This is a genomic window from Pseudomonas sp. NFACC25 (assembly GCF_900100935.1).
In the GTDB taxonomy this organism is placed as follows: domain Bacteria; phylum Pseudomonadota; class Gammaproteobacteria; order Pseudomonadales; family Pseudomonadaceae; genus Aquipseudomonas; species Aquipseudomonas marginalis.
Map to the genome: position 1 here is coordinate 125745 of NZ_FMUC01000009.1, position 19063 is coordinate 144807.

Here is a 19063-nt window from a genome sequence, read left to right on the forward strand (position 1 = left end):
TATCAACTAGACGAACAAGAAGACGCGGCACAGTAAAAAATCCTCACCTCGCCGCTGAAATTTCGACGAGGTGAGTCGGGTGTCGTCAGATGTCCCAGATCAGGTTGATCGCAACGTTGCGGCCCGGCTGGGTCAGGCGGTCGAGGTTGGCCGGTCCGGTCACCGCGGCTTCGCCGACACTGTCGTAGCTGCGTACGTCATCCCAGTTCCAGTATTTCTTGTCGGTGAGGTTGTAGAGGCCGCCGTTGATGGTCACGTCCTGGGTGACTTTGTAGAAGGCGGTCAGGTCGACAACCCCGAAGCCCGGGGTCTTGAAGGGGCCGCTGGTGTCGCCGTCCGGCGCGTGGAAGGTACTGCTGTCGACGCGATCCTGTTTTTTCACCAGGGTCCAGCTCAACAGACCACCGTAGTTGTCCTGATCGTAGCCCAGGCCAAATACGCCCTTGAGCGGGTTGACGCTGTTCAGCGGCTCGCCGTTATCGTCGTTACGACCGTAGGCATAGGACACCGAACCCTGGGTGTAGAGGCCCTGCGGGGCGCCGAATGCATCCAGGTTCAGGCGCCCTTTGGCTTCGGCCCCCTTGATGGTGGCGCGCTTGATATTGATGGCCTGGAACTGTTCGACCGTGCCGCCGACGACGGCGTTGTCCTCATCGATAAAGTCGCGGTACTTGTTGTAAAACACGGCGATTTCAAAGGATCCCTCGTCAAATTTGCCGCGAATCCCGGTTTCGATGCCCTTGCTGGTTTCTGGCTTGAGGTCGGGGTTCGGCTCGACGGTGTAGCCCAGGTTGAGGTTTTCAAAGCGGCCGTACAACGCCTTGGCGGATGGCGTACGGAAACCTTCGGCATATTGGCCGAACCAGGTGTATTGATCCGTCAGGGCGTAAGTCAGGCCGAACTTGGGCGTCACACGGTGCCAGGTTTTTTCCTTATCGCTCACCGGGTCCGCGCCAGTCGGGTTGACGGTGTTGAGGAACTCCTGGGTCAGCTTGGGTTTGAGCTGGGTGTAGTCGTAGCGCACGGCGGGCAGGAAGGTCCATTTGTCCCAACTGATCTGGTCCTGTGCGAACAGCGAGTAGGTGTTGATGGTCGGGTCGGGGAAGTCGCTGGACTTTTTCACACTGTCGGAGGCCATCGGGCTGGGGGCGCCGATGGCGGTGCAGCCACTGCCGACGGCCACACAGGTCGCGCCGCCCTCGCGCGAGCCGGTGACTTTCTGCTGCTTGAGGGTAGTGCCGTAGGTCACTTGGTGATCGGTTTCACCGAGGCTGAACGCTTTGTCCAACTGCGCATCGAAAATCCACTGTTTTTCCTGGTACAGCGTGTCGCGGGTGCGCAGGACACGACGACCTGACTGATAGATCTCGGCAGTGGTCTGGTCGGTCTTGGCGATCTGGTAGTTGAGGCTGGTCTTGATCCGGTCGGCAATCGGCGACTCAAGGGCGAAGCTGTTTTCCAGGCCGAAACGTTCGCGGGTAATGGTGTCGTTACCACGGCGATCACGGTAGAGGTTGAAGCCTCGGCCGCCGATGAACGGGCCGCCCACCGCGTTCTTCAGGTTGACGTCGCGATCATCCTTGTACTTCTCATAGGTCAGGCCCAGGCGGTTGTCATCGCCATAGTTCCAGCCGAGCTTGGCCAGGATGTTGGTGGTGCGCGCGTCCTCGGGGTTGGCGCCGGTACGGGCCAGGCCGGTGGCGTTGTTGCCGTCGTAGGATTCGGTCTCATGGCCATTGCGCTGGCTCAGGTGCAGCAAGCCATCGAAGTCCTGCACGCGGCCGGCGACGGTGCCGGAGGTCAGCCAGCTTTCGTCGGCGGAACTGTAGCCGGTCTTCAAGCGTGCGCCGACGTCCTGGCCGGGCTTGATGATGTCGTCCGGGTCGAGGGTGAAGTAACTCACGGCGCCGCCGATGGCGCTGCTGCCGTAGAGGGCCGAGGCCGGGCCGCGCAGGATCTCGACGCGCTTGACGACTTCCGGGTCGACGTAGTTGCGGCGGGTCTTGGCGTAGGGGCCGTTGAAGAAGTTGTCGGGCACTTCCACACCGTCCACCTGGGTAAGGATGCGGTCGCCGTCGATCCCGCGGATGTTGAACCCGGCATTGCCGGCGCGGGTGCCTGCGCCGCCTACCGAGACGCCGGGCTCGTAGCGCACCAGCTCACGGATGGTGTTGACGTTCTGGCGGTCCAGTTCTTCGCGATCATGCACGCTGACGGTGCTCGGTACGCTGTTCACATCCTGCGCGTTACGGGTAGCGCTGATGGTCACCTGTTGCAGGTTGAGGGTGCTGCCCGCCGTGCGCTTTTCCAGGACGATGTTGTTATTGCCCAGCTTGCGGTAGCTCAGGTTGGTCCCCACCAACAGCCGGTCCAGGGCTTTCTCCGGCGACAGGGCGCCGCGCACCCCAGGGGACGACACACCCTGGCCCAGCTCGGCGGGCAGGCCGACTTGCCAGCCGGTCACGCTGGTAAAGGCGTTCAGCGCCGAAACCAGTGGCTGTTGCTCGATGCTGAAGCTGTAGTTGCCGTGGCTGCGGGCGGCAGGTTCGGCGGCAGTGGCGGCCATCACTGGCGAACCGGCCAGCAGGATGGCGGCGGTCAGCAAGGACAGCACGGGGGAGGAGGACCGGCGGTTGAAACGAGAGGACATCGAGAGCGCTCCGGAAGGTACGAATCTTATAGTTGCGAACCGAACCAAATAGGAATCAGTTGCATTGGCTAAGACGAGACGTACCGCCGAAGGCTATCGAGTAAAAATAATTCTCATTTAGTTCAAAATCACCAGCGCGGGGTATTCCGACAACTTCGCTGAGGTGATGTGTGCCAGGGAGCGCACCACATCCAGGGGTTGGTCGAGGCGGTAGTTGCCGGTGACGGCGACGCTGGCGAGCTTGTCGTTGGTGTTGACGATCCAGCCGGGGTAGTAACGACGCAGTTCGGCGAGCACTTCGCTCATCGGGCAGTTTTCGAAAATCAGCCGGCCTTGCACCCAGGCCAGGTCCTTGTTGGCATCCAGCCTGGCCGGTTGGCCAAAGCCCTTGGGCCCGATGCGGATGCTTTCGCCGGCACTCAGGCGCACGCGGGCATCGTCGAAGGTGTTGCTCAGGTCGACATCGCCACGCTGCACCTGCACCTGGGCTTCGCCGTTGAGGTAGCGCACGGCGAAGGCGGTATCACGCACGCTGGCGCGCACGGGGCCGGCGTCGATTTCCAGGGGCAGGCCATGGCCGGGCATGATTTCGAAAAAGGCTTCGCCCTGGTACAGGCGAACGATCCGCTGGTGGTCCTTGATGCTGCTGGAAAACGCCGAATTGGTGTTCAGCAACACTTTCGAGCCATCGTCCAATTGCAGGCGCTGGCGTTCGCCCACCACCGTGAGATGGTCGGCTTGCAGGCGTACCGGCAGGTTGCTGAAGCTGAACAGGCCGATCAACAGCACGGCGGCGGTGGCCAGCGGTTTCCAGTGCGGCTTGATCCGGCGCCAGCCCCTGGGCTTGCGCGGCGCGGCCAGGGCGACGGCGGCGCTGTGCACCGGCGCGCCACCCCAGGCGGCCTGGGCCTTGCCGAAGGCGTGGACGTGGGCGGGGTCTTGGGCCAGCCAGGCTTCAAACTCGGCCTGCTGCCCGGGCGCTGGGCACTGCAAGGCGATCAGCCAATCGAGGGCCTGGTCCATAGCTGTATCTTGCAACACCTCATGAGCCAGCTCATGGGGGCGCAGTTTATTCGGGTCCGTCACGGTGTTCCTCGGGTCTTCGCCACGTTTTATTCATCTTTCCTACAGCTTGGGTCGACAATTCTGTCGGTTGAAGCTTAAGGCCGATCCAGTCTTTCGGCCACACCTACACAAATGGCCATGATCAATTTCAGTTCCTTTTGCACGGTGCTCAAGGACACGTCCAACTGATCGGCGATCTCCTGGTAGCTGCAACCGTGCAGGCGGCTGAGGATGAAAATCTGCTGCTGGCGCGCGCTCAACTGGCCGAGGCTGATGCTCAGGTGTTCAAGCAATTGCTCGGCCTGGGTTGCGTCTTCGGGGGTGCTGATGGGGGCGGCGACGCTTTGCAGGATCTCCAGTGGCACATCTTCCTGCAGGGTGCGCGCTTGAATCCTGCGTGAACGCAAGTGATCCAGCGCCAGGTTACGTGCGGTCTGGTAGACGAAGGGTTCGAGGTGATCGATCGGCCGCTCGCTGAGGGCCCGGGTGACGCGCAGGTAGGTTTCCTGCAACAGGTCCTCGGCGGTGCTGTGGTTATTCACCATCCGCTGCAAGGTGCGTAGCAGAATCACCCGTTGGGTGAGAAAGACTTGGTTGAAGCGAGATTGGCTCACAGTGATACCAGACCGATTTGCAGTTAATGATAATGCTTATCATCAACTCAAATGGCAAGTGGCTATTCCTCTGTGTCTACATAGAACAATGTGGGAAGGGCGGTGCGACGATTCGACTTGCCCCTCCCACAGGACCGCATTACTCGGCGTTGCACAACGCCAGGCAGTTATCCAGCATGCGGTTCGAGAAGCCCCACTCGTTGTCATACCAGGCCAGCACTTTCAGCAGCTTGCCGCTGACCTTGGTGTGGTTGGCATCGAAGATCGACGACAGCGGGTTATGGTTGAAGTCACTGGAGACCAGCGGCAGGGTGTTATAGCCGAGGATCTTCGAGTGTTGGCTGGCTTCCTTGAGCAGTGCGTTGACTTCGTCGGCAGTGGCGTCTTTCTTCAACTGCACGGTGAGGTCCACCAGCGACACGTTGATCACCGGTACACGCACGGCCATGCCGGTCAGCTTGCCTGCCAGCTCCGGCAGCACCAGGCCCACCGCTTCGGCGGCGCCGGTCTTGCTTGGGATCATGTTCTGGGTGGCCGAACGCGCGCGGTACGGGTCGGTGTGGTAGACGTCCGTCAGGTTCTGGTCGTTGGTATAGGCATGAATCGTGGTCATCAAGCCGCTTTCGATACCCAATTCGCGATGCAGCACCTGGGCGACCGGCGCCAGGCAGTTGGTGGTGCACGAGGCGTTGGAGATGATCTGGTGGGATTGACGCAGGATGTCGTGGTTCACGCCGTAGACCACGGTCGCGTCCGCGCCTTTGGCCGGGGCGGAGATGATCACTTTGCGTGCGCCGGCGGTAATATGGGCGGCAGCCTTGTCACGGTCGGTGAACAGACCGGTGCATTCGAACACCACGTCGACCTTGTGCGCCGCCCACGGCAGGTCGGCCGGGTTGCGAATGGCACTGACGGCAATCCGGTCACCATTGACGGTCAGGCTTTCCTGATCGTGGGCGACCTCTGCATCGAAAGTGCCGTGCACGGTGTCGTATTTGAGCAGGTGGGCGTTGATCGAGCTGTCGCCCAAATCATTGATGGCGACGATCTGCAAATCCTGGCGATAGCCTTGGGTATACAGTGCGCGCAGGACATTACGGCCGATACGGCCAAAACCATTGATTGCGATACGAAGAGTCATTGGAAAGTGCCTGTCGTCGATTTGTTGTAAGAATTACAAGATTATTCGCATAAAAATAGAAAACAAGCCTTTTTAGTGGCAATATTTTGTTCAATCTACAACGAGTGACCTGAATCAACTGGTCCGATGATCCAAACGACTCTCTGCCATCCCATGAGCTGCGGGCGTTTGATCAGCATAGACACTCAGGTCGCCACATCCGTTAGCCTGGAGTTCTACACATGCATCCCCGCGTCCTTGAGGTCACCGAACGGCTTATCGCCCGCAGCCGCGCCACTCGTGAGGCTTACCTTGCGCTCATTCGCGGCGCAGCCAGCGACGGTCCGATGCGCGGCAAGCTGCAATGCGCCAACTTCGCCCATGGCGTGGCCGGTTGCGGCACCGAAGATAAAAACAGCCTGCGCATGATGAACGCCGCCAACGTGGCAATTGTTTCGTCATATAACGACATGCTCTCGGCGCACCAGCCGTACGAACATTTCCCGGAACAAATCAAGAAAGCCCTGCGCGAAGTCGGCTCGGTCGGCCAGTTCGCTGGCGGCACCCCGGCCATGTGCGACGGCGTGACCCAGGGCGAGCCCGGCATGGAGCTGAGCCTGCTCAGCCGTGAAGTCATCGCCATGTCCACGGCGGTAGCGCTGTCCCACAACATGTTCGACGCCGCGCTGATGCTGGGCATCTGCGACAAGATCGTGCCCGGCCTGATGATGGGCGCGCTGCGCTACGGCCACCTGCCGATGATCTTCGTACCGGGCGGTCCGATGCCTTCGGGCATCTCCAACAAGCAGAAGGCCGATGTGCGCCAGCGCTACGCCGAAGGCAAGGCCACTCGCGAAGAGCTGCTGGAATCGGAGATGAAGTCCTACCACAGCCCCGGCACCTGCACCTTCTACGGCACCGCCAACACCAATCAACTGCTGATGGAAGTGATGGGCCTGCATTTGCCGGGTGCCTCGTTCGTCAACCCGTACACGCCGCTGCGTGACGCCCTGACCCGCGAAGCCGCGCACCAGGTCACGCGCTTGACCAAGGCCAACGGCAACTTCACGCCGATCGGCGAGATCGTCGATGAGAAATCCATCGTCAACGCCATCGTTGCGCTCAACGCGACGGGCGGCTCCACCAACCACACCCTGCACATGCCGGCCATCGCCATGTCGGCGGGCATCATCCTCACCTGGGATGACATGGCCGACCTCTCCGAGGTGGTGCCGACCCTGTCCCACGTGTATCCAAACGGCAAGGCCGACATCAACCACTTCCAGGCGGCGGGCGGCATGTCGTTCCTGATCCGCGAGCTGCTTGAAGCCGGCCTGCTTCACGACGACGTCAACACCGTGGCGGGCAAGGGCCTGAGCCGTTATGTCCAGGAACCATTCCTGGTCGACGGCGAGCTGGTGTGGCGCGACGGCCCGATCGAAAGCCTCGACGAAACCATCCTGCGCCCGGTGGCGCGTGCGTTCTCGCCGGAAGGCGGCCTGCGTGTGATGGAAGGCAACCTCGGCCGCGGTGTCATGAAAGTCTCTGCCGTAGCGCCTGAGCATCAGATCGTCGAAGCGCCGGCGGTGGTGTTCCAGGACCAGCAGGACCTGGCCGATGCGTTCAAGGCCGGCCAGCTGGAAAAGGATTTTGTCGCCGTGATGCGCTTCCAGGGCCCGCGCTCCAACGGAATGCCGGAACTGCACAAGATGACGCCGTTCCTCGGCGTGCTGCAGGACCGTGGTTTCAAGGTGGCGCTGGTGACAGACGGGCGTATGTCCGGCGCGTCGGGTAAGATCCCCGCCGCGATTCACGTCAACCCCGAAGCCCAGAGCGGCGGGCCACTGGCACGGGTCAAAGATGGCGATATCATTCGCGTGGATGGCGTGAAGGGCACCTTGGAGCTTAAGGTGGACGCCGAAGAATTTGCAGCGCGCACGCCTGCCACGGGCCTGTTGGGCAATAACGTGGGGGCCGGTCGCGAGCTGTTTGCATTTATGCGCTTGGCCGCAAGCTCCGCAGAGCAGGGCGCCAGCGCCTTTACCTGTGCCTTGGAGACGCTTAAGTGAAGCTAGCGCTGGTCGGTGACATCGGGGGTACCAACGCCCGTTTTGCGTTGTGGCGAGATCAGGCACTGCATTCGATCCGGGTGCATGCCACGGCTGATCACCAAAGCCCTGAGGACGCGATCAAGGTCTACCTCAAGGAAGAAGGCCTGCAAATCGGCGACATCGGTGCGGTGTGCCTGTCGGTCGCCGGGCCGGTGAGCGGGGATGAATTCAAATTCACCAACAATCACTGGCGCTTGAGCAAGACTGCGTTTTGCCAGGCCTTACAGGTGGATGAACTGCTGCTGGTCAATGACTTCTCGGCCATGGCCCTGGGCATGACGCGTCTTAAACCCGACGAATTCCGCGTGGTCTGCCCTGGCACGCCGGAACCGTTGCGCCCGGCGGTGGTGATCGGTCCGGGTACCGGCCTGGGCGTCGGTACCCTGCTGGACCTCGGCGCAGGCCGTTACGCGGCGTTGCCGGGGGAGGGCGGCCACGTCGACCTGCCCCTGAGCAGCCCACGGGAAACCCAGCTGTGGCAGCATATCTACACCGAGATCGGCCACGTCAGCGCCGAAACCGCCTTGAGCGGTGGCGGTCTGCCGCGTCTGTACCGGGCGATTTGCGCGGTCGATGGCCACACACCCGTGCTCGACACCCCCGAAGCCATCACGGCGGCGGGCCTGGCGGGCGACCCGGTGGCCATGGAAGTGTTGGATCAATTCAGCATCTGGCTGGGCCGGGTGGCCGGCAACAATGTGCTGACCACCGGTGGACGCGGTGGTGTGTATATCGTGGGTGGGGTGATTCCGCGGTTTGCCGACTTCTTCATCCACAGCGGTTTTGCCAGGAGCTTCAGTGACAAAGGCTGCATGAGCGACTACTTCAAGGGCATCCCGGTGTGGCTGGTGACCGCGCCGTATTCCGGGTTGACCGGGGCGGGCGTCGCATTGGAGCAGGCGTTTGCCTGACCCGCACCACCTAATAACAACAAGGAGGACCCCGTGAGCGTAATCAGTAAATCGATTCTCCTCGTCGACGACGACCAGGAAATCCGCGAATTGCTGCAGACCTACCTCAGTCGCGCCGGTTTCCAGGTGCGTGGCGTGCCGGATGGCGCGGGGTTCCGCCAGGCGATGAACGAGGCGCCGTGCGATCTGGTCATCCTCGATGTGATGCTGCCGGACGAAGACGGTTTCAGCCTTTGCCGCTGGATTCGCCAGCACCCGCGCCAGGCGCAGGTGCCGATCATCATGCTCACCGCCAGTTCCGACGAAGCCGACCGTGTGATCGGCCTGGAACTGGGGGCCGACGACTATATCGGCAAGCCCTTCAGCCCCCGTGAGTTGCAGGCGCGGATCAAGGCCTTGTTGCGCCGCTGCCAGTTCGGCCAGGAGCGCAGCGGCAATGGCGATGTGCTGGTGTTCGATGAGTGGCGCCTGGATATGATCAGTCATCGGCTGTTCCACGTGGATGGCGAAGAGGTGATCCTCTCCGGTGCCGACTTTGCCCTGCTCAAGCTGTTTCTCGATCACCCGCAGCAGATTCTCGACCGCGACACCATCGGCAATGCCACCCGTGGCCGCGACCTGATGCCGCTGGACCGGATCGTCGACATGGCTGTCAGCCGCCTGCGTCAACGCCTGCGCGACACCGAAAAACCCCCGAGGCTGATCCGCACCGTGCGCGGCAGCGGCTATCAACTGGCAGCCAGCGTGGTTGCCGGCAATGCCCACTGAGCCGCTGAGCGAACGCCGCCGGCGCTTCCCGGTACCGCGCTCGCTGCTGGGGCGCATGTTGTTGCTGACCTTGCTTGCAGTGCTGTTCGCCCAGGCGCTGTCCAGCGTGATCTGGGTCTCGCAGTTGCGCGCCACCCAGCTAGAAGGCCTGGTCACCAGCGCCCGTAGCCTGGCGCACTCGATGACCGCCAGCGTGAGTTATTTCCGTTCGTTGCCGGTGGCCTATCGGCCGTTGGTCCTTGACCAGCTGCGCAGTATGGGCGGCACCCGTTTTGTCGTGACCCTCAATGATCGGCCCCTCGACATGCAAGTGTTGCCGCAAACCCCGCGTAAACAGGCGGTGCTGGTGGCCGTGGATGAAGTCCTGCGCCAGACCCTGGGCGCCGACGTGCCTATCTCGGTGGAGTTCGTCAGCGCCGAAGACCTGCGCATCTTCAACGCCGGCTTGAAACTGGATGAGTTGCCGCGCTCCTGGGCCCATTACGCGCTGACCCTGGAACCGGTCAATCCGCCGGTATTGGTGACCCAGATCGAACTCGCCCCCGGCGAATGGCTGTACATCGCTTCGCTGTTGCCCGAGCCCTACACCAGCCTGGAAGAACAGGGCCTGCCGTCCCAGCAGGTGTGGTTTATCGTGCTGACCAGCGGCTTCTTGCTGCTGTTCATCGGCCTGCTGGTGCACTGGCAAAGCCGGCCGCTCAAGCGCCTGGCGCGGGCGGCGCGAGACATGTCCCTGGGGGCCGATGTGGAGCCGGTGGCCGAAGGCGGCGGCAGTGAAGTGGTGGAAGTGGGCCGCGCGTTCAATGCCATGCGCGAACGCATCAGCCGTTACCTCACGGAGCGCAGCCAGTTGTTCAGCGCGATTTCCCACGACCTGCGCACACCGATTACCCGCCTGCGCCTGCGCGTGGAATTGCTCGAAGACGAGAACCTGCAAACCAAGTTCGGCCGTGACCTGGATGAGTTGGAGTTGCTGGTCAAAGGCGCGCTGCAATGTGTGAAAGACACCGATATCCACGAGAACATCCAGCCGGTCGACCTCAACCATGTGCTCGAATGCCTGGTGGAGCCTTATGTGGCCCCCAACGGCAACGGCCGGGTCACCCTGGACGGCGCAGCGGTGGCGGCGTACCCGGGCAAGCCGCTGGCGCTCAAGCGCTGCATCGGCAACCTGATCGACAATGCCTTGAAGTACGGGCAGAACGCCCATTTGCGTATTGAGGACGATGGCGCGGAGTTCATCCTGCACGTCGACGACGAAGGCCCTGGCGTGCCGGAACAGCGTTTGGAACAGGTCTTCGAACCGCATTTTCGCCTGGCCGGCCAGCAGCAGGGCTACGGTTTGGGCTTGGGTATTGCGCGCAATATTGCCCATAGCCATGGCGGTGAAGTGAGTTTGCAGAATTTGCGTGAGGGCGGCTTGCGGGTCACCCTGCAACTGCCCAGGACCCTGGACTGAAAACACCATTGGACAAATAGGGGAGGGGGCACACCCCTTCCCACATTTTGATCGTCTGTGTGTCAGACGCTTTGGCGCAGTCGTGCCAAATCCCTCAGCGGCGGTGCCCCAAACAACCGGCTGTACTCCCGGCTGAACTGCGACGGGCTTTCATACCCCACCCGATACCCCGCCGCCGACGCTTCCAGCCCTTCGGCAATCATCAGCCGACGTGCCTCCTGCAAGCGCAGCTGCTTTTGGTACTGCAACGGACTCATGGCGGTAATTGCCTTGAAACGGTGATGCAGGGTCGAGACGCTGAGGTTCACTTCCTTGGCCAGGTCATCGATGCGCAGCGGTTGTTCGTAGTTGCCATTGAGCCACTTGATCGCCTGGCTGACGCGATGGCTCTGGCTGTTGGCCACGGCAATTTCATACAGGCGATAACCCTGGGGACCGCGCAGCAGGCGGTAGAGGATTTCACGGTTGATCAGCGGCGCCAGCATGGCAATGTCTTTGGGCGTATCCAGCAGGCGCGCCAGGCGCAGCACGGCGTCGAGCAACTGGGGATCGATGCGGTCCACATACATCCCGCGCGATGTCGGGCGCGTGGGCACGCCCATGGGGCCGGCCTCGGCGATCAAGGCAGTGAGCTGCGCCGGGTCGATATTGATGCGTACTGACAGGTTTGGATCTTCCGGCGTGGCATCGATGATCCGCCCGGCCACGGGCATCGCCACCGAGAACACCAGGTAATTGAGCGGGTCGTAGGCAAAGATTTCGTCGGCCAGGCGCACTTCCTTGCTGCCGTTGGCAAGGATGCACAACGCCGGCTCCACCAGCACCGGCATGAAGTCACGCGGTGTGTTGTGGCGGTTCAGGAACAGTGACGTAATCGCCGTGCCATAGGAGCCGTCTTCCCAGGTATGACGATGCACGATGCTCGCCAGCTCGGCGCGCTGTTTTTCCGTCTCGGCGTCGAGGGGCATGGACTGATGTTCGGGCGACGGCATAAGGCGTCCTCTGCATGCTTTTTTGATGGGCTCAGCTTAGCGGCGGCTTTTCAAGCAGTGTTAGGTCGATTCTGCACAATCCTTGCCTGATCCTGCGACGCGTCGCGAATCAGGCAAGTTCTCGGGCTGTCATGTCCCTGAAACAAGGCGTTTGCCTGTGGAATCGAGTCGGCGGTCCCTCCGTCCTTCCTACGCTTCTCGCAGGATTGTGCAATAAGCCTGCAGGAATTGACTAACCGCGCCCGCACCCGCGCCGTTATCTTTGATCCTGTGGCAACACGCCCCCACAGTGCTTGCCGAGCATCACTTCTCAACGGGAGAGTCGAACATGTCCACCCCCATTCCCGCGAGCCATATGGCCTTTATCCGCGCCCGCACCGGGTGCAGCACCGAACTGGGTGCACGCTTGAGCAGTTTGATCGAACCGGGCCGCCAGGCTCAGGGTTGCCTGCAATTTTCGTTGCAGCATTCCCAGGTCGATCCCGATGTCTGGTTGATCTCGGGTTTCTGGAGCAGCGAGCAGGCGATGAGCGCCTACTTCAACTCGCCGGCCCTGATGATCTTCACCGAGCTGTTGAACGACATGGTCGTGCGCAGCATGGACTTCCAGACCTTCACCGATGCCTCTGCCGCCAATGCCTACGGCGAGTACCTGCAACTGGCCGGTTAATGGTTAGAATGGCCCACTTTTCCATTGGCCAGGACCTGCAACATGGCACGTAAACAATTTGCCCACCACGAAGCCGTTTCCGCCGTAGTACCGGGTGAAGGGGGCTACAGCGCCGCCGTCGCCGTCAAGGCACTTGATGGCATGGGCGCCCCGCAGTTTCACAAGATCCTGGATGGACAGACGTTCAAGACCGCCTCCGATGCCGATGATGCAGCCACCGTGCAGCTTGAACGGTTGATCGGTGTGGATGAAGAGGGTCAACTGACCTGGGCGAGCGCCGCCAGCTGAACAACGCCGACCCTCTAATGTGGGAGGGGGCTTGCTCCCGATAGCAGTGTGTCAGTCAACAACGATGTTGGATGTGCCATTGCCATCGGGGGCAAGCCCCCTCCCACTTTTTTGGTGTATTTCAGTCAGGGTTTGCTGGCGCCTGGGCGATACATCTTGAACAACGCCTCCGGCCCCAGCTGGAAGTAGTCTGCCGGGCCACCGCCACGCAAAATCGGCTCCGCGGCTGCGGTGTCGTACACCCCATCCTTGAGCAGCCACTTGGCAATGTGCACCGCGACCACCTCGCCCAGCACCAGCCAGCTGGGCACCAACTGCTGGTCGGCGCGCTGCAGCTGGATGATCTGCGTCACCTTGCACTCGAACGACACCGGGCTCTCGCCCACTCGCGGCACGCCGACGATTTTCGACGCCACCGGTGTCAGGCCGGACAACTCGAACTCATTCACCTCCGGCGAGACGGCCGCGCAGCTCTGGTTCATCTGCTCGGCCAGCGGGCGGGTGGCCAGGTTCCACACAAACTCGCCGGTCTGTTCGATGTTGTTCAGGCTGTCTTTGCGCCCGACGCTGGAAAACCCAATGATCGGTGGAATGTAGTTGAACGCATTGAAAAAACTGTAGGGCGCCAGGTTCAGGCGCCCGTTATTGTCGTGGGATGAAATCCAGCCAATCGGCCGTGGCCCGACAATGGCATTGAACGGGTCGTGTGGCAGGCCGTGGCCGTTGGCCGGTTCGTAGAAGTGGATATCGTCAGGCATGGCCGGGTTCCTGCTGCGGGGTTCTGGGAGGCCGTCATAGTGCAATCCACGGCGACGAATTTCCATCGGCCCTATGGAATTTTCATTCAGCGGCCACCTATTTTTCACAGCGGCCCGTTCAGTCTGCGCCCAAGGTCGATACCCCCTATAAGACTGAGCCTCGGAGCCTTCTACCGCATGAATAAACTTCCTCAGATCACCCTGGCGTTCTGGGTCATGAAAATCTGCGCAACCACCCTGGGCGAAACCGCCGGGGACTTGTTGTCGATGACCCTGAACGTCGGTTACGCCATCAGCTCGATGATCCTTATCAGCGTGTTCCTGGTCACTCTGGTGACACAACTCTGGTCGAAAACCTACAACCCGGTGCTGTACTGGATCGTGATCCTTTCCACCAGCACCGCCGGCACCACCATGTCGGACTTCATGGACCGCACCCTGGGCCTGGGCTACGCCACCGGGTCGATGATCCTGATCGTGATCCTGATGATCATCTTTGCCTTGTGGCACCTCAGTGGTGACTCGCTGAACGTGAACAAGGTGCAGACTTTCCGAGGCGAGCTGTTCTACTGGATGGCGATCCTGTTCTCCAACACCCTGGGCACTGCGTTGGGCGACTTCCTGGCGGACGATTCGGGGCTCGGCTTTGCCGGTGGCGCCTTGTTGATTGGCTCGACCATTGCCGCGGTAGTGGCGCTCAAGTACTTCACCCAAATCTCGTCGGTGCTGTTGTTCTGGGTGGCGTTTGTACTGACCCGGCCGTTTGGTGCAACCCTGGGCGACTTCCTGACCAAGCCCCATGAAAAGGGCGGATTGGATTTCGGCACCATTGGATCGTCGGCGGTATTGGCGGCGGTGCTGGTGGTGATGATTGTCGGGGCGTCGTATGCACAGCGACGGTATGGCCGGAGCCCGGTAGCAGAGGTGTCCTGATTCAACAGGTGGGAGGGGGCAAGCCCGCTCCCACATTTGTTACTGCATCCAACCGTTAGTCCGTGGTGATGCGCGAATGCTTGCGTGTGTCCTTCATGGTCACATAGACCGCCAGCGACACTGCAATACACGCAGTCACATACCAGTAGTAACCGGTTTCCATGCCGATGCTCTTGAACCACAGCGCGATGTATTCAGCGGTACCGCCGAAGATCGACACGGTCAGTGCATAGGGCAGGCCCACGCCCAGGGCGCGGATTTCGGTTGGGAACAGTTCAGCCTTGACCACGGCGTTGATCGAGGTGTAGCCGCTGACGATGATCAGCGCGGCCATGATCAGGAAGAACGCGCCCCACCAGGTCTGGATAGTGTGCAGGGTGGTGAGGATCGGTACGGTGAACAGCGTGCCGAGGATGCCGAAGGCGATCAGGATCGGCCGACGCCCGACTTTATCCGACAGCCCACCGACGATCGGTTGCAGGCACATGAACAGGAACAGCGTTGCCGCCGAGATCGTGGTGGAGTCGGAAATGCTCATGCCGACGGTGTTCACCAGGTACTTCTGCATGTAGGTGGTGTAGGTGTAGAAAGCCAGGGTGCCGCCCATGGTCAGGCCGACCACGGTCATCAGTTCCTTGGGGTGGCGCATCAAGGTGCGCATGGCGCTTTCCTTGGCTTTTTCCTTCTTGGTGAACGACTCGGTTTCTTCCATGCCGCGACGCAGGTACAGCGCGACCACTGCGCACAGGGCGCCGATGGCGAACGGGATACGCCAGCCCCAGTCGTACAGTTGCTCGGTGGTCAGGATCTGCTGCAGCACGATCAGCACGGCCAGGGCGATAAGCTGGCCGGAGATCAGGGTCACGTACTGGAAGCTGGAGAAGAAACCGCGACGTTCCTTGGTGGCCATTTCACTCAGGTAGGTGGCCGAGGTGCCGTATTCGCCACCGACCGACAAGCCTTGCAGCAGGCGGGCGAACACCAGCAGGATCGGTGCGCCGACGCCGATGGTTTCGTAACCGGGGCTCAGGGCGATGATCAACGAGCCGAAGCACATCAGCAGGACCGACGCCATCAGTGCTGCTTTGCGACCCGCACGGTCGGCGTACAGGCCCATCAGCCAGCCACCGATGGGGCGCATCAGGAAGCCCACGGCGAAGATCGCGGCGGTGTTGAGCAGTTGGGCGGTGGTGTCGCCTTTCGGGAAAAAGGCTTTGGCGAAGTACAGCGAGAAAGCGGCGTAGACATACCAGTCGTACCACTCGACCATGTTGCCGACCGATCCGCTGAAGATCGATTTGATGCGGCTGGTGGTGGTGCGTTCTTTAGCCGGCGCGGCCGCCGACCCCAGAGGCAAGGTGTTGGAGTTATCCATTGAAGGATCCTTCATCTAGTTGTTTTTATGGAGCGGCGCGAGCGCAGCCTGGCTGGGGCTATAGCAGGAGCTGTGCCAGGTAGATGAAGGCCCGGTCTAGAAGGGGCTGGGTTTTATTTTGGGCGGAAAGTCGCTGATGTTTTTGAGGGTGATGAGCGGAAATCCGCTCATTCGTCTTTCAGGAACATGTCCCTGGCCAACCCATGGCGCTGCATCTTTTCGTTGAAGGTGCGCCGTGGCAACTGCAACTCCGCCAGCACCGCCTTGATATCGCCTTTATACCGGGTCAATGCAGCCTTCAGGCAATGGGCCTCGAACGCCTCCTGCTGCGCGGCCAGCGATTGCCCGGCTTCGATCCCTTCCGGCTCCGGCTCGCCAAGGCCCAGCACCTGGCGTTCGGCGACGTTGGCCAGCTCGCGCACGTTGCCCGGCCAGTCATGGCTGAGCAGGCGGCCCAACTGCGCGCCGCTCAGCGGTTCCGCGCTGCGGCCCAGGCGCTCGGCGGCGCTTTGGGCAAAGTGATCGAACAGCAGCGGGATGTCTTCGCGGCGCTCGCGCAGGGGCGGCAGGCGCAGTTGTGCAACGTTCAGCCGATAGGCCAGGTCTTCGCGAAAGCGCCCGGCGCGGGCTTCTTCCAGCAGGTCCGGCTTGGTCGCGGCAATGATGCGTAAATCCACATGAATGCTTTGATTGGAGCCCAGGCGTTCCAGCTTCTGATCCTGCAACACCCGCAACAGCTTCACTTGCTGGGCCAGGGGCATGCTTTCGATTTCATCGAGGAACAGGGTACCGCCATGGGCGTACTCCAGTTTGCCGATGCGCTTGCCCTGGGCACCGGTGAAGGCGCCGCTTTCGTGGCCGAACAGTTCGGCCTCGAACAGTTGCTCGGGAATCGCCGCGCAATTGAGCGCCACAAACGGTTTTTTCGCACGGGGGCCGAAGTCATGCAGGCAGCGGGCGACCAGCTCCTTGCCGCTGCCGGTCTCGCCACGGATCAGCACGTTGACCGGCAAGGTGGCCAGGTCGAGTACCTGCCGGCGCAGGTTCTGCAAGCCACGGGACACGCCGAGCAGGCTCGACTCCAACTGTGCCCGATGATCGGCCTGTTGGTGCAGGCGGCGGTTTTCGAGGATCAGCCCGCGCTTGTCCAATGCGCGGCGCAGGCTGTTGAGCAAGGCATCGGGGCTGAAGGGTTTTTCCAGGAAGTCGTAGGCGCCGTCGCGCATGGCTTCGACGGCCATCGGTACATCGCCATGCCCGGTCAGCAGGATGACGGGCAGGTCGGCGTCACGGCGCTGCACTTCGGCCAGCAGCTCCAGGCCGCTGAGCCCGGGCATGCGCACGTCGCTCAGGATCACCCCGGGAAAGTCCTTGGGCAGTTGCGCCAGGCAGGCTTCGGCGCGGCTGAACAACTGCACCTCGAACCCCGACAAGCTCAGCCATTGCTCGACGGCCGTCCGAATGCTGGCTTCGTCATCGACCACAATCACCGCGTTCAACATAAGTCGGGTGTCTCCAGCGCGATAGGCAAGGTCAGGGTAAATACCGCGCCGTCGCCACGGTTACTGGCGCTCAGGCGTCCGCCCAATTCGTGCACGATAGCGTAGGAAACCGCCAGGCCCAAGCCGAGCCCGTCGCCCACCGGCTTGGTGGTAAAGAACGGGTCGAACACGCTGTTGAGGTGCTCTTCGGCAATCCCGCCGCCGCTGTCGCTGACCGTGAGTTGCCACAGTTGCTGGTCGGCATGCAGGCGGATTTCCAGGCGCTTGCGGGGTTTGTCGGCCATGGCGTCGAGGGCGTTGCGCAGCAGGTTGATCAGCACCTGTTCGAGGCGGATCGCGTCGCCGCGTACCCAGGCGGGGCGGGTCAGGTCCAGCACGGTGCCGATGGCTTCATCACGCAGGCGCGCGTCGAGCAGGTGCAGGGACTGGTCGACCACGGTGGCCAGGTCAAGGCGTTCGCGCAGGCCGCTGGGGCTTTTGCGCGCAAAGGTCTTGAGGTGGCCGGTCAGCGCGGCCATGCGTGTGAGCATATCGTCCAGTGGGGTCAGGGCCTTGTAGGCGTCGTCCACCCGACCGTGGTCCAACAGCAACCGCAGGGTCGCCAACTGCATGCGCTGGGCGGTCAGCGGCTGGTTGATCTCATGGGCGAGGGCGGCGGACATCTGCCCCAACGCCGCTAATTTCGCCGATTGCACCAGGCCATCCTGGGCCGTGCGCAGGGCCTGGGTGCGCTCTTCCACAAGCTGTTCGAGTTCTTCGCGGCTGCGCTGGCGCAAACGGGCCAGGCGCCAGCGTTGGCTGAGGAACAGCACCAGGAACACCAGCGCCAGCCAGGAGCCGGCGGCGGCAAGGCCGGCGTTGCGCTGGTCTTCAAAAGCGAACTGGGGTTTGCGCAACAGGTGCAGGGTCCAGCCCTCGGCCTTCAGCGGCAGGGACTCCCAGATGTAATTGGCGTTGCCATCGGGGCCGTTGACGCGCATCAGGTGGCTGTTTTCGTCGAAGCGTTGCAACGTCTGGGTGTCCAGCGGCTGCAGTTGTTTCTTGTCGTATTGGCGGGTGGCCTTGAGTTCGACCAGGTCGCTGGCCGACAACGGGTGCAGGTTGCGATAACGCCAGCCCGGTTGGTTGGCGATAAACACGATGCCGCGTGCGTCGCTGACCAGCAACAGGTCATCGCCCTGGGCCCATTCGCGCTCCAGCTCAGGGAATTCCAGTTTCACCACCATGGCGCCAAGGAACTGCTCGTGTTCATCCAGCACGGCGCTGGAGAGGAAATACCCCGGGATCCCGGTGGTTACGCCGACCGCGTAAAAGCGCCCGGTGCCCTGGCTCTTGGTCTGGCTGAAATACGGCCGAAACGCGTAGTTGTGCCCGACATAACTGCTCGGCAAGTTCCAGTTGCTGGCGGCCACGGCCAGGCCGGTGCGGTCCATCAACTCCAGGGTGGAGGACTGCGCCGCTCCATTGATGCGTTCGAGCTTGCGGTTGAGCAGGTCCTGGGTGCCTGGGTCCAACGGGCCTTTGAGCGCGTTGATCATTTCCGAGTCCAGTGCCAGCACAGCGGGCAGGGCGCGGTAGCGTTCGATCAGGGTGTGCAACGAGTTGGCATACAGCGCGAGCTGCTGGTTGGCGCGGGCCGCATCGTCCACCAACGCCTGGCGTTCGGCATGGCGCGTGGCCAAGGCCGCGGCCAGCAGCGCACCGGCGATGATCAGCAGGGAGTAGAAGGTCAGGCGCAGCGGGCGAGGGATCACGATCATACGGTGATGGGCAGGCACGGTAAGGGGAGTGCACCATAGCATGAGCGGCTTGGGTCTTGTGGTGAGGGGCTGTCGTGGCTGAAGGGA

The 19063-nt window shown here is 61.9% G+C and carries 16 protein-coding genes; 7 read left to right on the forward strand and 9 right to left on the reverse strand.

Going from position 1 to position 19063, the window contains the following annotated elements; all coding sequences use genetic code 11:
• Positions 1-85: 85 nt before the first annotated feature.
• The 4 genes from BLQ09_RS20460 to gap form a co-directional block, all read right to left on the reverse strand.
• Positions 86-2650: a TonB-dependent receptor gene (locus tag BLQ09_RS20460; protein WP_027605494.1), complete on the reverse strand. Its 2565-nt coding sequence runs from the start codon at positions 2648-2650 to the stop codon at positions 86-88.
• Positions 2651-2767: 117 nt separating this feature from the next.
• Positions 2768-3736: a FecR family protein gene (locus BLQ09_RS20465; protein ID WP_027605495.1), complete on the reverse strand. Its 969-nt coding sequence runs from the start codon at positions 3734-3736 to the stop codon at positions 2768-2770.
• A 74-nt stretch (positions 3737-3810) separates the two neighbouring features.
• The gene (locus BLQ09_RS20470; protein WP_027605496.1) at positions 3811-4329 is read right to left on the reverse strand and encodes an RNA polymerase sigma factor; all 519 of its coding nucleotides are present in this window, start codon (positions 4327-4329) and stop codon (positions 3811-3813) included.
• A gap of 139 nt (positions 4330-4468) precedes the next feature.
• Complete coding sequence (gap, locus tag BLQ09_RS20475) at positions 4469-5470, reverse strand: type I glyceraldehyde-3-phosphate dehydrogenase (RefSeq protein WP_065925864.1); 1002 nt, start codon at positions 5468-5470, stop codon at positions 4469-4471.
• A 221-nt stretch (positions 5471-5691) separates the two neighbouring features.
• On the opposite strand from gap, the gene edd reads away from it, so the two are divergent.
• From edd to BLQ09_RS20495, 4 genes are read left to right on the forward strand one after another with little or no spacing between them, the layout of a single operon-like run.
• A complete protein-coding gene (gene edd, locus BLQ09_RS20480; RefSeq protein WP_027605498.1) occupies positions 5692-7518 on the forward strand; it encodes a phosphogluconate dehydratase in 1827 nt (608 codons plus the stop codon).
• A complete protein-coding gene (locus BLQ09_RS20485) occupies positions 7515-8471 on the forward strand; it encodes a glucokinase (protein ID WP_027605499.1) in 957 nt (318 codons plus the stop codon). Before edd ends, BLQ09_RS20485 begins: the two co-directional genes overlap by 4 nt.
• 33 nt (positions 8472-8504) lie before the next feature.
• Entirely contained in the window at positions 8505-9239 is a 735-nt protein-coding gene (locus tag BLQ09_RS20490) for a response regulator (protein ID WP_024077192.1), read from the forward strand.
• Complete coding sequence (locus BLQ09_RS20495) at positions 9229-10698, forward strand: ATP-binding protein (RefSeq protein WP_027605500.1); 1470 nt, start codon at positions 9229-9231, stop codon at positions 10696-10698. The genes BLQ09_RS20490 and BLQ09_RS20495 overlap by 11 nt, the downstream gene beginning before the upstream one ends.
• 62 nt (positions 10699-10760) lie before the next feature.
• Here BLQ09_RS20495 and BLQ09_RS20500 read toward each other — a convergent pair whose 3' ends face one another.
• A complete protein-coding gene (locus BLQ09_RS20500) occupies positions 10761-11690 on the reverse strand; it encodes an AraC family transcriptional regulator (protein WP_027605501.1) in 930 nt (309 codons plus the stop codon).
• Positions 11691-12018: 328 nt separating this feature from the next.
• On the opposite strand from BLQ09_RS20500, the gene BLQ09_RS20505 reads away from it, so the two are divergent.
• Positions 12019-12360 (forward strand): antibiotic biosynthesis monooxygenase family protein, encoded by a 342-nt coding sequence (locus tag BLQ09_RS20505; protein WP_065925866.1) that lies wholly within the window; start codon positions 12019-12021, stop codon positions 12358-12360.
• Between the two features lie 42 nt (positions 12361-12402).
• Positions 12403-12648 (forward strand): hypothetical protein, encoded by a 246-nt coding sequence (locus tag BLQ09_RS20510; RefSeq protein ID WP_027605503.1) that lies wholly within the window; start codon positions 12403-12405, stop codon positions 12646-12648.
• 125 nt (positions 12649-12773) lie between these two features.
• On the opposite strand, the gene BLQ09_RS20515 is transcribed toward BLQ09_RS20510, so the two are convergent.
• The gene (locus BLQ09_RS20515) at positions 12774-13406 is read right to left on the reverse strand and encodes a flavin reductase family protein (protein ID WP_092358366.1); all 633 of its coding nucleotides are present in this window, start codon (positions 13404-13406) and stop codon (positions 12774-12776) included.
• 177 nt (positions 13407-13583) lie between these two features.
• Here BLQ09_RS20515 and BLQ09_RS20520 point away from each other — a divergent pair, with 177 nt between their 5' ends.
• Positions 13584-14339 carry a COG4705 family protein gene (locus tag BLQ09_RS20520; RefSeq protein ID WP_065939190.1) on the forward strand — a complete coding sequence of 252 codons (756 nt, stop codon included), beginning with the start codon at positions 13584-13586 and terminating at the stop codon, positions 14337-14339.
• A 55-nt stretch (positions 14340-14394) separates the two neighbouring features.
• Here BLQ09_RS20520 and BLQ09_RS20525 read toward each other — a convergent pair whose 3' ends face one another.
• The 3 genes from BLQ09_RS20525 to BLQ09_RS20535 all read right to left on the reverse strand — a co-directional run bounded on the left by BLQ09_RS20525 (position 14395) and on the right by BLQ09_RS20535 (position 18976).
• Positions 14395-15714, reverse strand: coding sequence for an MFS transporter (locus BLQ09_RS20525; protein ID WP_065939189.1), 1320 nt, complete (start codon positions 15712-15714; stop codon positions 14395-14397).
• A 167-nt stretch (positions 15715-15881) separates the two neighbouring features.
• The gene (locus BLQ09_RS20530) at positions 15882-17216 is read right to left on the reverse strand and encodes a sigma-54-dependent transcriptional regulator (RefSeq protein WP_027605507.1); all 1335 of its coding nucleotides are present in this window, start codon (positions 17214-17216) and stop codon (positions 15882-15884) included.
• Positions 17210-18976 (reverse strand): ATP-binding protein, encoded by a 1767-nt coding sequence (locus BLQ09_RS20535; protein ID WP_092358368.1) that lies wholly within the window; start codon positions 18974-18976, stop codon positions 17210-17212. The genes BLQ09_RS20530 and BLQ09_RS20535 overlap by 7 nt, the downstream gene beginning before the upstream one ends.
• Positions 18977-19063: the final 87 nt, after the last annotated feature.

What these genes read in the sequence shown, in the direction of transcription:
- BLQ09_RS20500 (WP_027605501.1), bottom strand. Translation starts at nt 11,690, where the DNA reads ATGCCGTCGCCCGAACATCAGTCCATGCCCCTCGACGCCGAGACGGAA.
- BLQ09_RS20460 (WP_027605494.1), bottom strand. Translation starts at nt 2,650, where the DNA reads ATGTCCTCTCGTTTCAACCGCCGGTCCTCCTCCCCCGTGCTGTCCTTG.
- BLQ09_RS20530 (WP_027605507.1), bottom strand. Translation starts at nt 17,216, where the DNA reads ATGTTGAACGCGGTGATTGTGGTCGATGACGAAGCCAGCATTCGGACG.
- BLQ09_RS20495 (WP_027605500.1), top strand. Translation starts at nt 9,229, where the DNA reads ATGCCCACTGAGCCGCTGAGCGAACGCCGCCGGCGCTTCCCGGTACCG.
- BLQ09_RS20525 (WP_065939189.1), bottom strand. Translation starts at nt 15,714, where the DNA reads ATGGATAACTCCAACACCTTGCCTCTGGGGTCGGCGGCCGCGCCGGCT.
- BLQ09_RS20520 (WP_065939190.1), top strand. Translation starts at nt 13,584, where the DNA reads ATGAATAAACTTCCTCAGATCACCCTGGCGTTCTGGGTCATGAAAATC.
- BLQ09_RS20510 (WP_027605503.1), top strand. Translation starts at nt 12,403, where the DNA reads ATGGCACGTAAACAATTTGCCCACCACGAAGCCGTTTCCGCCGTAGTA.
- BLQ09_RS20535 (WP_092358368.1), bottom strand. Translation starts at nt 18,976, where the DNA reads ATGATCGTGATCCCTCGCCCGCTGCGCCTGACCTTCTACTCCCTGCTG.
- edd (WP_027605498.1), top strand. Translation starts at nt 5,692, where the DNA reads ATGCATCCCCGCGTCCTTGAGGTCACCGAACGGCTTATCGCCCGCAGC.
- BLQ09_RS20515 (WP_092358366.1), bottom strand. Translation starts at nt 13,406, where the DNA reads ATGCCTGACGATATCCACTTCTACGAACCGGCCAACGGCCACGGCCTG.
- gap (WP_065925864.1), bottom strand. Translation starts at nt 5,470, where the DNA reads ATGACTCTTCGTATCGCAATCAATGGTTTTGGCCGTATCGGCCGTAAT.
- BLQ09_RS20505 (WP_065925866.1), top strand. Translation starts at nt 12,019, where the DNA reads ATGTCCACCCCCATTCCCGCGAGCCATATGGCCTTTATCCGCGCCCGC.